At 47.6% G+C, this 15,247-nt stretch carries 11 protein-coding genes; 6 read left to right on the plus strand and 5 right to left on the minus strand.

Translation table 11 applies throughout. The annotated features are described in order from the left end of the window. Window positions 1-33 precede the first annotated feature (33 nt). Window positions 34-5,154 carry an ATP-binding protein gene (locus tag FJOH_RS15780; protein ID WP_008463815.1) on the minus strand — a complete coding sequence of 1,707 codons (5,121 nt, stop codon included), beginning with the start codon at window positions 5,152-5,154 and terminating at the stop codon, window positions 34-36. Further along, window positions 5,151-6,197, minus strand: a complete 1,047-nt coding sequence (locus FJOH_RS15785) for an MBL fold metallo-hydrolase (RefSeq protein WP_008463814.1) — start codon at window positions 6,195-6,197, stop codon at window positions 5,151-5,153. Before FJOH_RS15785 ends, FJOH_RS15780 begins: the two co-directional genes overlap by 4 nt. 337 nt (window positions 6,198-6,534) lie before the next feature. Here FJOH_RS15785 and FJOH_RS15790 point away from each other — a divergent pair, with 337 nt between their 5' ends. Further along, the gene (locus FJOH_RS15790; protein ID WP_035690985.1) at window positions 6,535-6,924 is read left to right on the plus strand and encodes a hypothetical protein; all 390 of its coding nucleotides are present in this window, start codon (window positions 6,535-6,537) and stop codon (window positions 6,922-6,924) included. A 51-nt stretch (window positions 6,925-6,975) separates the two neighbouring features. On the opposite strand, the gene FJOH_RS15795 is transcribed toward FJOH_RS15790, so the two are convergent. From FJOH_RS15795 to FJOH_RS15805, 3 genes are all read right to left on the minus strand, one after another. Further along, entirely contained in the window at window positions 6,976-7,221 is a 246-nt protein-coding gene (locus FJOH_RS15795; RefSeq protein ID WP_008463813.1) for a hypothetical protein, read from the minus strand. Window positions 7,222-7,408: 187 nt separating this feature from the next. Then, window positions 7,409-8,671: an NRAMP family divalent metal transporter gene (locus tag FJOH_RS15800; protein ID WP_008463812.1), complete on the minus strand. Its 1,263-nt coding sequence runs from the start codon at window positions 8,669-8,671 to the stop codon at window positions 7,409-7,411. After that, a complete protein-coding gene (locus FJOH_RS15805) occupies window positions 8,658-8,873 on the minus strand; it encodes a hypothetical protein (protein ID WP_008463811.1) in 216 nt (71 codons plus the stop codon). The genes FJOH_RS15800 and FJOH_RS15805 overlap by 14 nt, the downstream gene beginning before the upstream one ends. An 869-nt stretch (window positions 8,874-9,742) precedes the next feature. Here FJOH_RS15805 and FJOH_RS26600 point away from each other — a divergent pair. The 5 genes from FJOH_RS26600 to FJOH_RS26615 all read left to right on the plus strand — a co-directional run bounded on the left by FJOH_RS26600 (window position 9,743) and on the right by FJOH_RS26615 (window position 15,091). Next, a complete protein-coding gene (locus tag FJOH_RS26600) occupies window positions 9,743-10,642 on the plus strand; it encodes a phosphatase PAP2 family protein (RefSeq protein ID WP_008463810.1) in 900 nt (299 codons plus the stop codon). Further along, on the plus strand, window positions 10,629-12,149 hold the full coding sequence (eptA, locus tag FJOH_RS15820; protein WP_008463809.1) for a phosphoethanolamine--lipid A transferase EptA: 1,521 nt from the start codon (window positions 10,629-10,631) through the stop codon (window positions 12,147-12,149). Before FJOH_RS26600 ends, eptA begins: the two co-directional genes overlap by 14 nt. A gap of 37 nt (window positions 12,150-12,186) precedes the next feature. Further along, window positions 12,187-12,837, plus strand: a complete 651-nt coding sequence (locus FJOH_RS26605) for a DUF1345 domain-containing protein (protein ID WP_008463808.1) — start codon at window positions 12,187-12,189, stop codon at window positions 12,835-12,837. A 317-nt stretch (window positions 12,838-13,154) separates the two neighbouring features. Next, a complete protein-coding gene (locus tag FJOH_RS15835) occupies window positions 13,155-13,829 on the plus strand; it encodes a response regulator transcription factor (protein WP_008463807.1) in 675 nt (224 codons plus the stop codon). Beyond that, window positions 13,826-15,091, plus strand: coding sequence for a sensor histidine kinase (locus FJOH_RS26615; RefSeq protein ID WP_235023016.1), 1,266 nt, complete (start codon window positions 13,826-13,828; stop codon window positions 15,089-15,091). The genes FJOH_RS15835 and FJOH_RS26615 overlap by 4 nt, the downstream gene beginning before the upstream one ends. Window positions 15,092-15,247: the final 156 nt, after the last annotated feature.

Genomic DNA, 15,247 nt, shown 5'->3' on the forward strand with positions numbered 1-15,247 from the left:
TTTTTTCCGAGTTACTGAAACATGTCACCAATTTTACGCCAGGCCTTTTGAAGATATGAAATCTTCACGGATTATATAAGCTGTAGAAGAAGCGCTCTGATCTATCAGCTTGTCCAGCAGCGCAATAAAATCATTCCTTAATCTGGCGGTTGCCGTGATTTCTCTTCTCATGCGGCCGTCATAATAGGTCTGGATAATAATTTTTTCAAGATAAAAATCCCAGCCTTTATTTCCGGGCCACTCTTTTTTAATGCGTTCAGCCAGCCAGCTGACAGCGTCAGGCATTAATTCCTCAAATCCAATGCCGGCAGTTAATCTTCCCGAAGATTCAAGGTCTCCCCCCTGGAGTATAAAAGTTTCAAAAAAATGCTTTTTATTTTTTAGGGGATTCCAATCCAACTGCGTTAAGAACAGTATGCGATGGTTAAAAAGAAAGGCTTTATCAAAAATAAACATCTTAGCCGTTAAAATCTTATGGCTTAAATAACTCCATAAAATCCAGAAATTTGCCGCTTTGGATTCATCATTTAAAAACTGGTTTACCACTTCCTCCAGGCACTTAACGGTAAATTCATATTTTTTATTGGAATACAAGATTTTTACGCCATCTGCATAAGCCCAGTCAATTAATGCTTTAAAGTTCTCAATTGCAGTATCCTCAGGCTGGCTGAGTAAAAACAGTGCAAATTTTTCTTGAAAAAACTGCTGCAGGGAATGATGGATCGTGTCGTCATATGGATCGGAATCTTTTGCAAAGGTTTCAAAAATGAAATTCAAGACATTCTTGAAATAGTCCCGCAGGATTTTGAGTTCTGTTTCAGCCGGCACCAGTTTCAAGGCTTCAAACAGCCAGTCCCCTGCATTTGACTGATATTCGGGAATTGCAATCTCCACTGGGGTTTCCTCTTCAGCGACCCTATTCATAATGGCATCAAAACCGGCGCTGTATTGTTTAAGGGCATCGTTGTATTTGATATGCCCCGCAATGCGGCCTTTGGGTTTATAATGCGGATTTATTTTTAACCTTATTCTATAATGCGCTGTTTTTATAATGGAAAAGAAATTTCTTTTATAAGATTTATATCCGCTTAAATGCTCCAGCCTGTGCTTAAGGTGCGAGAATTTTGAATACTCCACAATGCAGTAGATGCAGTTTAATACAAAACCGGGATCATGCTTCCATAGGCAGCTGTTAATTGACGCTCTCAGGGAATTATGCTCGGATCTCTGGTGAAAATGCGTTAAGTAATAAAGAATATTCTGCTTGTAAATCTTTTTTTCCCTCTCATCCGACTTGAGCATCAAAATTGGAACAACAGAAAAGGCAGCATCTGTTTCATACACCGTGTATTTGGAATTCATGAAATCCAGCAGCCTATTTTCGAAGAGTTCGTATTTAAACAGCTCGTTTACTTTTGTTTCACACCATTCACTTTCTGCTGCGCTTAATGATGAATAGAAATCCCTTATTCCAATTGCTGCCACCAGCACAGGCTGCTTATGCCGCCCGGCGATGTTTATATTATCTTGGGCATCCACAGAGATTTTGTGAAACTCCGACCATTTTTCATAACTGTCCTCTTCAGCGGTTTCATGCTTTAATTTCTGCATGCACCAGTGGGCGGCATATAATACCAGATGGTTCGCCTCCTCCTTTGTCTTATTTTCCTCGACAACCTTTTGTAAGTCATCTTCCAGTTCTGTTTCTAATAGAAATCCGTTTTCAACCTCTTTTACTATTCTAAATTTTCTGCGGTCGATGCGCGCAAGTGCAAAACGCCAGTTTTGGTCTGTCGGGCTTTCCAGATAAAAATTATCTATTATCTCAAAGATTTCGGTTTGAAACTCTCCAAAACTCAGGTTCATAACCAGATCTTCAATGCTTTTGCTTCTATGCTTAAGTGTTTGGAAGTTCTGCAGCTGCAAATGGCGCAGCTGTCGGTGCTTTTTATAGCTCAGCGGACTGTAGGCTTCTGATTCTTTAAGGCACCTGTGGAAATCCAGATGATAAATCTCCCTTATTTTCAGTAAAGGAAAAATTCTTCTACCGGCAAGATCCATATGCTCATTAGCGACACTTATAAGCACTGCCGACCCCATGACGCTGTTGCATCTGGTTAAAAAAGCCTCAAAGGTGTAGTCCCAGGAAGCCTTTAAAAATTTAGTGTACTGGTCATGCTTGTTCTCTTTTATATCCCGGCCGATCTGAAGCAGATAGCACTCGGCTGCCATTAGGCAGGATTTCAGAACATCGGGCGAATTAAAATAGGTTCCCCTGAACATCATCCATAATGAAGGGCTGGCATGCTGCTTAATCTCTCTTCCGTCGTCCATTATAACAGTTATCTGCGAACGATGGTCGGAAGGATGCAGAAATTCATTGTCCCGGCCGAAATCGGACTTGATATAGGAATCGGCAGCGTGATTAAACAGCTTCACTAAAAAATCTACAGTTGCAAAGGGAGAATACAGCAGAAGGTTCAATATAGGCGTTTCATAAGGGCTTCCAGGTGAATAATGCCTTTCTGTGCTCCTTCTGAAGCCGAAATCCTGCTCGCTGTGCATCATCGACCGGTGGTACGGCCCCAGGATGGACTGCCTCTTCATTTCTGCAATCTGCTCAGGAGTCGGCGGATAATAAAACCATTTGCTTTCTGCAATTTCAAGGACAAGTTCAGGAAAATTTTTGCATATTTTCTGCCCTTCGTACCCGTCAAGGGCATACTCTAAAATCTTGTCATACAGATTGCCGATTTCAAAATCAGCATCCCTGTTTTTATTTCTGAATGCATCCTCTATTAATGATTTCAATTGATCTTTGACAAAGTCAGAGAGACGGAAAAGCATTAATATTCCATTTTCAAGATTCTCAGTTTTAGCCCTTCCCTGGTCAGATGAGACGCCTGATGTAAAATTATTGTAAAACCATATTAAAATTTTAGCCGCATGCTCGGCCCCGGCAGGAAAAGGTCCGTTTTTTTTCAGGCCTTTCTCCCACTGCAGCAGCATTGACAGTATCAATCTCATCTGCGGCTGCAGCAGATTCAGGTTTAAGAAAATAAATTCAATGAGATTGGCCCATACTTCACCGTAGGGCACCAGATTGATATTGTGATATACCTGAGTCCTTTTGTCCACATCCAATGCGTTAAGGAGGGAAAAATCCGGCTTCTGGCACGAAACCCGAACTAAAAAAATTATCCTTATGAAATATTTAAACTGATCTAAAAATAGAAAATCCTTGTTTTCCCGCAGAAAATCACTGCTGTAATGCGACTGCATGACAGCAACTAATATTTCATCCTTCCAGTAGTTTTGGATTGCCGAACCGTTGAGGGTTGATTTTACGAGCCGGCCTGCAGATCCGTCCATTGCCTGTATTTTTTCTGATATCCAGATTCTGAAGGCTCGCCGGACTGCCGGAGAGGTTCCTATTGCATCATAAAAAGCGCCGTAATTGCCCTCTTCAGCAATGTATTGCAGATAATTGCTGTCAATATGCCTTGTCAGTGCCCAGTCCTCATAGATGTCATGAGCTGCCGCAAAGCTTCTTCTGTATACCGGTTCGGGATCAATAATATGGTCAGCGGTCAGCTCGTGAAGTATGTCGGCACGCGCGTGCCCAACAGTTGCATATGCGCTCATTGCCGAAGCCCTCTTCAGGGCAATTTCCATAAATGTCTCGCCGCGCAGCTGTCTTTTTAGCGGATCTGATTCCTTTTCGCGCCCTTCAATCACATATTCCCACATGATCTGTTTGAACCTAGCTTCAGTATCAATATCATCTTCTAACGAATTCTGAGGTAAGGACACTGCCTTATCCAGATTAAAGGGAATCTGGAGAACTTTCAAAAGGGATTTATTTTTTGCTAAGGTTCTCAGCATCGGATAGCTCTCAGCGATGCATTCCAGCTCCGCTCCATCAAGCGCAGGCACATCAAAATCGGGAAAAGCGGGAAACTGCCTTAAAAAACGGATTTTTAGATGCTCGGCCGCATAGCTCCTGCAGGTAAACACTAATGTAATATCCTCTCTTCTAAAAAGCAGTTCAAAAAAATCCAATATCGTCTCAGCATTATCCGTTTCAAGTATTTTTTCGATGCTGTCTATAAGGAAAATTTTCTTTTTAGCGAATAGCGGGGAATCAAGAACCTCTGAAAGGGATATGCCGAAGCAGAAAGGCTTATCTGCAAATATCTCTTCGATGCTTTTTTTGTCCAGCTGCTCACCCTGAAAAGCAAATATTTCAAAATCATTTTTTAATCCATCCAAAATCTTCTTAACCATCGCTGATTTTCCGCTTCCCGGCTTTCCTGTAAATATTGCCAGCTTGCCGTTTCTTATAACTTCCAAAGCAGCTGCTGAAATTTCGGTCCTAGGCAGGTTGACTTTGCCGACGCTGTCTCGTATTCTTGAAAGCACCCTGAAAGAATTTTCATTAAGCTTTTCAGCTGCTTCAAGCACGGTAGGGTCTGTCTCTATCTGCAGCAATGATAAAAGGGGCAGCGATCTTGATGCCAGAAGATTATTTACCAGAGAAAGATCGATCCCCAATATCCTTTTATTTTTTGTCTCATAGGCAAGAAATAGGCCGCAGCAGAAATATCTGCCATTCAATTTGACAAATACCGGACTTCCGGAATAGCCTTCCACAAGGTTGTCGTCATTGTATTCCCCGGTCAGGGGATCCGATACTTCAATCTGTATCTGCCTTTCGTAATCTCTATCCTTAAGGGGCTTCAAATGGTGCAGTGTTCTTTTTAATTTATTAAGAACCACTTTGGGGAAACCGGTTATCTCAAGTTCATGGCCTTTAGCCGGAACAAGGCAGATTCCAGGACATCTATCATAGTCAAGCGATACGGGAAGGAACTGCTTTTTGATTACCAGTACGCCTAAATCTTCAGTTGCATTATTTTCGCCAAATAATATTACATCCCCTTCCTGCAGCTTATATTCAGACCATCCATTATCAGTAAGAAATCCGACTGACAGCTCATCGTATTCCCATGGAATCCCATTATCCCCAACAAGGGCGTGTCTTGCCGTAAGCACATAGGCCTCTTCCGATTGGCCGGCCGGCGAATATAGAAGTCCGCTGCCGAATCCCTGGGGATTTTCAATTCTTACTATAAAATCTTTTTCTGCTGTCATCCTATTTCAAAGTGGAGGTGGCTGTTTCCCGGCGTGGGAAATGTTAGATTAATATTAAACTCTGGATCTGCTTTAAAAATGTTCCTTGTAAGTTCATTTTCCTGCGTTATAAAAAATTTGATATTTTTATCGGGATTGGCGCGAAGCACTTTCACTAAAGTTTCCTTGTTGGGAAGATTTGACCGGTTGTATCCATCTGCTGAAATAATGTAATTTTCGCAGTCAACCAGCTCCAAAAGAGCATTGCTTGTATTGTACCTGCTTCCGTGATGCGGAATCTGCATATGCTTCAGCTTAATCTTTTCTTCCCCGAATCTTCTTTTAATGGCTGAAGCAAGAACATCAGGGTGGCTGTCGGCAGTGAACAGGAACGATTCGCCGTTGAACTGCAGCATAAAGCTGATGCTTGATCCGTTTTCCACAGATGCATCCTTCACTTCTCTTGAAGTATCGAAATCCTCAATTCTTCTGCCGTAGTCATTACTTCTTATGCTTTTTAAAGATGAAGGCTCCCTATCCCTCATTTTCACTTCCTCATTTCTCCACAGCTTGAGAAGCGAGTTGTATCTTGCATTGTCGGGAGACAGGATAATCAATTTGGCTCCCCATAAATCAATCAGGGGGTGGCTGTCAGTTATGTCCTTTTTTACTTGAGAATAGGCTGCAAGGTACTCCCTAAGGGTAATTCCCTGCTTAACATTTTTTAGGTTATTGGTCCGGATGCCGGTGTCATAGTCCCAGATCGAATAATTGAACCAGAAAGTGGTTCTGGACAGATCCACGGCTTGCAGAAGGTCAGCATCTTTAAGAAGGCGCAGAATTCCCCCTATATGATCATCATCAATGTGGGTAATGATCCATATATCAATTATTTCTTTTCTGATGTTGACTATCTCATGCAGTCTCTTTCTGAGCCCTGTCTCATAAAGGCGGCCCTTCTCGCTGCCGCCGTCAATTAAGATGTTGTGCGTTTTATCATCAGTGCCTTTAAAATTAATATGGATGGCATCCGCACAGCCTGCATCCAGAAAATCAATGTTCATCAATGCGATAAAAGTTTTTAGTAAGATTTTTTATAAAATTACAATTATTTGCAGCATATGCAAGACTAAAAGTTCAGACCTGCCAGTCTGGTAATGGAATGCGATGCCCTGTATTGAAATTATGCTGAGCTTCCAATATTTCAGATCCTTTCGGGCTTCCTTCGCGATTTACTGAACGGCCCATTGTATTGCTCAGCCAGTCTTACCGCATCATCCTAAGTTTCTCCAATATTAAAGGCATTACTGTTTTGGCAGAATTGTTGATATCCAATAGCCTGTATGACAAGAGCAAAACCGGAGACACAATTTTTTTAACCCTGCCAAAAATTAATAGACCATGAAAACAGCAGTATTTTCCCTTATTATTTGTTTTATCGCCCTGACCGCACCGGCTCAAAGCCATACAGAGGCACCTTCTTATATTTCTCCTGACATGGGCATCGCCTACAGGCTTATTCCAACCCATTACATTTCCGCTTTCATTAAACTCGACACAAGAAATGGACAGCTCTGGCAGCTGCAGTGGGGCACCGATAAAAAGAAGTCCCTGCAGCCCCTTTCCCTGCAAAGCCTGGTTCCTGCCGGACAGGAAAAGAACGGAAGGTTCTTCCTCTATCCTACAGCCGATGCGTACACGTTTATCCTCGCAGACCAGCTCGATGGCCGCACTTGGCAGGTCACCTGGTCTGAAAAGGCCGAGAAGCGGGGGATTTCACCAATACCCTGAGCCTCCGAGGCAACGTGTTGAGGCAATGCTGCGGGGATTTTTTTTCCCTTGCTAGTCCGTCATGACGGCATCCAGCAGCCTTTCCCCACTGATGAAAGCCGCAATGTACTGCATCGCTTCTGCTGTCTTATCAGATGGCGTTTCAAAGGTATTGATATGGAACTCCTCGTCCAGATCCAGTATATGGATGATCTGGGTATATCCTTTTGAAATGAGGGTGCCTTTCAGCCTTATGACGCTGGACTGCTGCTGTGCATCCAGATCTTTCCTCACTTTGAGCCGTATCGTTTTTTCCATTGCAGAGATCTCTTTTTTTTTGTGGCAGATTGCCGTCCAAAAATAGCCATTTGCCCACACATTTCCAGCCGATGCGGTGTTAAAACTTACTTAAGGGTTCCGCAGCGCGGAGGCAGAAAAAAACCCGATGCCCCGCTGGGGCATCGGGCTTGTCCCCGTCCGCCGGGCCGCCTGATGGCGCATCCCCCTAGAAAAAAAGGAAGTAGAGCAGCGCAAAAGCCGCCGCCGACATGATGATAAGGGCAATGGCACCCAATGCGTTTGAAAGCATCGAATTGGTGTTTTCGCCCATTATTTTCCTATTGCTGCCGATATGCAGGACCACCGCAACCATCACCGGCGCAGTCAGCCCATAGCAGACCGCCGTGTAGAGCAGCGCCTGTATCGCGCTGATCCCGAAAAAGTCAAGCCCTACGCTGACCGCCAGCGAGAAGATTATGGAAATGTAAAACAGCCTGGCCTTATGGAATTTCTTATCAAGGCCCGTTTTCCAGCCGAAGGTCTCCGCCAGCATATAGGACTGCGAGCCCGCAAGAACCGGTATGGACAGAAATCCAGTCCCCAGAACGCCCGCCGCGAAGATAAGATAGGTCAGCCTGCCCGTCAGGGGCTCAAGGGCCGCCGCCGCCTGCGCCACCGTATCGATCCGGCGTATGCCGGCAGGATAAAGCACGCTTCCCGCAGTGAGTATGATAAAAAACATGACCAGATTGGAAAGCAGCATCCCCGCATTTACATCCTTTCTCATATCGGCCAGACTGCGCCTGCCCAAAGCGGGGTCCTGCCTGCCGTGGGCCGCATCCTCCGCTTCCATGGTGGCCTGCCAGAAGAAGAGGTAGGGCGAAATCGTCGTGCCGAATATGGCCACCAGTATCAGGATAAAATCCTTATTCAGGGCAATTGTCGGTATAAAGGCATTGCGTGCGACAGCCACCCAGTCCTGGTCCATCATAAAGGGCACCGCCATGTAAAGCAGCAGCGAAAGGCAGAGCCACTTTAGGATATTGGCGATCTTCCGATACGGAAAGGCGATGATTGCAGCTATCAGCACCGCCGTGATGCAGAGGCAGAAGGCCGGCACCGGCACAGCGGGGAAAATCATGTTTGCCACCGCAGCCATGCCTTCTATGTTGGCCCCGATGTTCAGGGTAATGGCGGGAAAGCTCATCAGCAGCACGCCGTAGAGCAGCCCCTTTGGATAATGCTCCCTGATGGTCAGGGTGAGGCCCCTGCCGGTAACCAGTCCGATCCTGGCGCACATTCCCTGGATGGCGGCCATCAGCGGGAAAGTCAGCAGCGCGGTCCATAAGGTCGCAAGGCCCGTCTGGGCGCCCGCCTGCGAATAGGTTGCGATTCCCGAAGGGTCGTCATCGCTGGCCCCCGTAATAAGGCCCGGACCAAGCGCTTTTGCCATTTCCTTTATTGCTGATGTTATTTTAGCGCTTCCCATTTCTGCTGCTTTTTTTAGATCTTCTATAGATGATGACAGCCGACAGCAGATACGCCAGGGTAACAATGGGAGTCATGATATTAAGGGCCTTCGCCGTTTCCGGGATTCCCCCTTCTGAAAAATAGAGCGCGGCATTCGAAGCGAGCGCAGCCGCCAGCAGCAGCATTGCCGCCGCATAGAGCGCTTTGGATATTTTCTGCATAATGTAATTCTAAAATTTTTGAAAAGCCAAACGGCATGCCCCTGCATCCGTCCATGGCTTGCGCTTTGCCGTCCTTATGGCGGCGGGCGGCGCATGGAAAGCGCAGAAATGGCGGCCGGGCTCAGACGCTGATGCGCGAGCCCCGCCTGCAGCGGTCTGGACGTGAATGGAAGTGCGGAAGCTGCAGCAGGTATGCGCAGATCCGCTCCTATGGCCCCTCTGAACCCTAGGAGGATAAAAAGCGGCCAGTCTGCGGAGGCTGCCAGATGGAGCAGCGGAAGGCGCAATAGGCTTTAGGCCTGATATAGCCTGCGCATGGGAAAGGTGACCAAGGCGGCACGGGAGCCTGCAGCGCAGCGGCAGGCGCAAGAGCCGGCATGCTGCGGCAGCACAGGCAGGTGCAGAACGGACAGCACGCATCGGCAGGCTGAAAACTGCCCGAAGCCATGCTCAAAGCGGGGTGCGCCCCACGCGAAGAGCCCGCTCCCTTCTCGCACGGAATGCTGGAAAGGGCGACTATGATCAGGGCCAGTATGCTGCAGATGAATTTCACGGAACTAAAATTAGCAAATTATGCCATGCGCACCCTTATATAATCTAAATTTTTCAATTATAAAATTCTCGGCCTCCATGCCTCCATTATCTGCCGCCTTTCCCGCGGCGCCGGAGATTATTTTTAAGAAAAAGCATAACCCGTAAAGCGCTGTATGCAAGCGAATTGAAGCGTGCAGGATTCCTCCCGCCGCTATTGGAGGGGCGAAAATTCAGGATGATTACAAAATTGGATTGTAAACTTTCGGCAAAAATAATCCGATATGTTTTGCCCTGGTTAAGCCAATGTAAAGCCATCATTAACTAAGTCCTAGACAATGCGCCAGCTATTCCTTGAAGATGCCGATGGGGGCATCCAGAAAATCAGGTCCGAAAAGGTGAATCCCTTGATGGATATTTATGTCTCATTCAATTTCTCCAGGCTGCGTCCATCGCTTTTCGTCCTGCCTGCGCTCCTGCTGCTGCTCATCGCCGCATTCCTGTTCATGCTTGATGCGCTGCGCGCGGAATCCTACATCATGGTCCAGCGGGAATATTTCTTCCTGCTCAATTCGGCCCTGTCCAGATATCCCGAAGTGCAGTACAATCTCACCGAAACCGGAAATGCGCTGGTGGTGGTTTCCCTGCTCAGCATTTTTGTGCTCCACGCCCCGAAAATATGGGAATGCCTTGCCTCCGCCCTCCTGGTTTCCTGCCTGCTTTCCAGCCTGCTGAAAAAAATCTTCCATGTCCCAAGGCCGGCGGCTTTTTATGATACCGGCAGCTTTACCATAATCGGAAAGGTCCTGTCCGGGCAGAGCAGCCTGCCGTCCGGGCACTCCATCACCATTTTTACGGCGCTTTCCCTCCTGATGTTTGCCTTCATGCCTGCAAGATTGAGGCACAGGATCTTATGGTGCGCGGCTTTTGTGGCCGCTGGAATCGCGCTCATCCTCACACGTGTGGCCGTGGGCGCCCATTACCCTATTGATGTTCTTATCGGGGGCATCTTGGGATACTGCTGCGCCCTTGCCGGAATTTTCATCTCCCTGCGCCTGCGCATCTGGAAATGGATAGGCTGCAGAAGATACTATCCCTTCTTCATCATTGGCTTTACGGTGTGCTGGCTTGCGCTGGCCGGAAAGATCCTGCAGGAGAACCTATTGGTATTTTACATCTCAATTGCCGCATTATCCGTATCTTTATTTAAAATAACCGCCGCATATGTTAAAAGGTAGTCTTCCGGCAGCCCGTCTGGCGGCTTTAGCAAGCCTGGCCAACTGCATATTTTTCCATATCCCCTTCTTCGCTTTTGTGGTCGGGAACCTCAATTACGCGGGATTCAGCGGCATGATGACCATAGCCAGCCTCATCCTGCTGATGCTTGTGCTGGATTTCCTGGTCTTCTATCTGCTGGTCTACCTTGCCGGACTTATCGGCAGAATTATCATTTCGCTTTTTTTTGCCCTCAGCGCGGCGGCCCTGTATTTTATCAATGCCTACAGCGTGATCATAGACGAAAGCATGATCGGGAATATCCTCAACACCAATTATGCGGAATCAAGCGCCTATTTTTCTATCACCCTGGCCCTCTATGTGCTCGTGCTCGGGATACTTCCCTCGGCGGCGCTCTTGAGGATCAGGACCGTAAAAGAGCCCCTTAAAAGGTTTGCAGCGCTCTGTTCGGGAAGCTTTCTCATTGCGCTTGCACTGGTTTTTATCAATTCTGCCGGCTGGCTTTGGATCGACAAGAATTCCAAAAAATTGGGAGGCCTGGCAATGCCTTGGTCCTATGCGGTCAACACCACTCTTTTCTACGTGCACCAGTATAAGAAAAACCAGAAGGAAATCCTTCTTCCCGATGCCCGCATCAGCAGCAGGAAGAAATCCATTGTGGTGCTGGTCATCGGGGAATCCGCAAGAAAGGCCAATTTCTCCCTGTACGGCTATCCGAAGAACACCAATCCGATGCTTGCAGACATAGAAAATGTGCACCCTTTGGACGCGGTTTCCGCCGCAACCTACACCACGGCCGGGGTAAAGGCGATCCTGGATTACAAAAAGACGGATGAGCTGTACGAAATACTGCCCAACTACCTCTTCCGGAACAATGTGGAGGTCATATGGAGGACCGCCAACTGGGGAGAGCCGCCGCTGCACATCAAAAATTACCAGGACAGGAAATACCTTGGCGCAGCCTGCAGGGGAAAAGCCTGCGGCTATGACGAAATCCTGCTGGCGCTTTTCAAAGAGCAGATACTGGCCAGCAGAAAAGACAAGATACTCCTGGTGCTGCATACCAGCACCAGCCACGGCCCGAATTACAGCGCCAAGTATCCGGCAGGCTTCCGGAAGTTCAGTCCGGTCTGTAGCAGCGTCGAGCTTGCCGACTGCTCAAAGCAGGAACTGATGAACGCCTACGACAATACGATAGTCTATACCGATTACCTGCTCAGCCGCGTGATCCAGAACCTGAAAGAGCTCAAGGAATTTGACAGCACCATGATTTTTGTTTCCGACCACGGAGAGTCCCTCGGGGAAAACAATCTCTACATGCACGGCCTTCCGATGAGCATTGCCCCGAAGGAGCAGTTCGAGATACCCTTTATTGTCTGGGCATCGCCCGGCTCAAAAAAGCTGAAGGCCAATAAAACGGTGACCCAGTACCATGTCTTTCACAGCGTGCTGAACTTTCTGGATGTGGAAAGCCCCATCTACGACGAAAATATGAACATTTACCGATAGGATCAACAACCGGCCTCGGCCATAAAAATAATTTCATATGAATGGAACAGTATTTATCAACCGGCTCAGCAACAGGTCAAGGCTGGCAATTTCCGCTTCGGCGGGGCTGCTCACGGCCCTTGTCCTTGAGATAGGAACCAGCAGGCCTTCGGTGCACATCATGGCGGTCTGGCTGGCTTTTTCGCTAACCCAGCTGTTTTTCTCCTGGTTCACCATATTCACCTGCCGTGTGGCCGAGCTCAAGAAGAACGCCAAAGACCAGGACTCGGGACGCGCTGTGCTGTCCCTGTTCATGCTACTTACAACGGCAGTAAGCCTTCTGGGCATAGTGCTGCTGTATGTTTCAGCCGACCAGAAGACTGGTTCCGAGCTGGCGCTGCACGTGGTGATGACGCTCTCATCGGTGGGAACTGCCTGGGCGGTGGTCCATACCACCTTTGCCTTCAAATACGCCAACCTCCACTATTCGCTCAACGGCCTTGATTTTCCCGGAAAAGGCGAACCTGACTATCTGGACTTTGTCTATTTCTCATTTGTGATCGGCACCACTTTCCAGGTATCGGATGTCGCCATACTGGACAGGAAGATAAGGAGGACCGCACTGGTGCACGGCGTGCTTTCCTTTATGTTCAACACCACCATACTGGCATTGAGCATCAATATTATTTCCAGCATGGTCCAGCGCTGAAAAATAAAGCCTTACAAGAACATTTATATGTTCCCAAACCGTGTTTTTTTTGATCTGATTCTCCCGGCATCCAGTTTTCATGGCTGGGGGAATCTTTATCAAAGCCCGGATAGGTTAAGGCAGTTTTTGAGGCAAAAAAACACGCTGCAGGCAAAAATTCAGAATTAATTCAAAATTGAGCCGTATTATTACAGACTGTAATATATAAACGGCCCCGCCGTTTAAAAAAAAATGATGCCCCGCAGCGCACATATTGCCATAAATTCTTAAATTTAGTGGGCATATGCACTGTCATGGGGCGGTAAGAAAATGGCATCATGAAAATTTTAATCATAGAAGACGAACAGGATATCGCTCAAAGCATACAGAGCTATTTCAAGGACAACGGCGTAAAATGCGAAACGGCGCACAATTATGTGCAGGCCATCCATAAGATCGACAATTATGACTACGACTGCATACTTCTTGATCTTGGCCTTCCCGACGGGGACGGTTTTGACATCCTCAGGGAGCTGCGAAGCAAAGACAAGACCGACGGGGTGATAATCATTTCGGCAAAAGAGACCCTGGAAACAAGGCTGGAAAGCTTCAGCCTTGGCGCCGACGACTACCTCACCAAACCCTTCCACCTTGCCGAACTGCTGGTAAGGATGCAGGCGCTGGTGCGCCGCAGGAACTTCAAGGGTAGCAACAGCGTGGTGTTCCAGGAGATCAGGATTGAAGTGTTCACCAAAACCGTGCTGGTCAATGGCCAAAAGCTCGAACTGACCAGAAAGGAGCTCAACCTTCTGCTGTTCCTGATCGGCAACAATGACAAGGTCCTCTCAAAGGCAGCCATCGCCGAGCACCTATCGGGCGACATGGCCGATATGCTCGACAGCCATGACTTCATATATGCGCACATCAAAAACCTCAAAAAGAAACTCGCCAAAGCCGGATCGGGCGACTACATTAAAACCGTTTACGGCGAAGGATACAAATGGGAAAAATGAATCGTAAAAAACTGCTCAGCAAAACCACGCGCGATTTTCTCGTGCTTGCCGCCGTCATCCTTCTAATCTGCGCTCCGATCTTCTACTTTGTCAGCCAGTGGCTTTTCATCTACGAAACCGAGGAGGTCCTCGTGCAGCATAAAAACGCATTCATTAACCAGTCCAGCCGCAATTTCACTCCCGAAGACATCAAGACCTGGAACAGGTACAACCTGCATTTCACCATTATGCCCGATATGGGCGTCACCAGGGATTCCATTGTGGGCACCGTGATCGAAGACTCGACAGCGGAAGAGAAGGAGCCGTTCCGCATCATATACGCCCCTGTGGAAATTGCCGGCAAAAAATACACCTATACCGAAAAGATCCACCTGCTGGAAATGGAAAGGATGGTTTTCACCATCGCAGGCATGTTCACCTTTATCCTTCTGGTGCTTTTCATCGGCATTGTATGGCTCTCCAAAAAGACGGCCTCCAAACGGTGGAAGCCCTTCTATGACACCCTGGACCAGATCCATGAATTTGAGATCGACAAGAACAAGCCCCCCCATTTCCTGGAGACTGACATCGACGAATTTGAACGCCTGAACAGAAGCCTTGAGGCACTGATCGAAAAAAATACGGCCATCTATAAAAGCCAGCGGGAGTTTGTCGAAAATGCGGCCCATGAGCTTCAGACCCCCCTGGCACTGTTCCAGAACAAGATCGACACCCTTTTCCAGATGAGGCTCGACAAGGACCAGACACGCGTGCTGGGAGCCTTGAGCAGGGATGTGGCAAAGCTCAACAGGCTCAACAAAAATCTGCTGCTGCTATCCAAAATAGAGCATGAGATCTATCTGGAAAAAACCTGCATCTCGGTCAATGGGCATATAGAAAAGCATCTGGACTTCTTTACCGAGCAGGCCGGCCAGAAATGGGTCGCCATCAATGTGCAGCTGTCCCAAAGGCTCGAAATAGAAGCCAACCCGGTCCTTGCCGAAATCCTGATCAACAACCTGGTGCTTAACGCCATCCGCCATAACCGCACCGAGGGAAATATCATAATCAGGACGCTGGACCGCGAGCTGATGGTCCTCAACACCGGAAAGGCCGAACCGCTTCCCATTGAGAAGCTCTTCGGGCGCTTTTTCAGCGGCGGCGCCTCGGCAAACGGCAGCGGGCTGGGTCTGGCCATCATCAGGAAGATAACCGAGATAAGCGGCTGGAAGATCTCCTACTCCTATTATAACGATTTCCACTGCTTCAGCGTAAAATTCTAGCGGCGGCACCTGATTGCGCAGGCAGTTTCCGCTCGGATGCGTCATAGGAGAACGGCAGGCCGCAATGCGCTTTTTTTTCATAAACAGGGCTATTATTTCTTAATAAAAACCAAAAATTCAGAATGACTACAACATTGCAATGTAAACTTTGCTGAG

The sequence above is a fragment of the Flavobacterium johnsoniae UW101 genome (genome assembly GCF_000016645.1).
Taxonomy (GTDB): Bacteria; Bacteroidota; Bacteroidia; order Flavobacteriales; family Flavobacteriaceae; genus Flavobacterium; species Flavobacterium johnsoniae.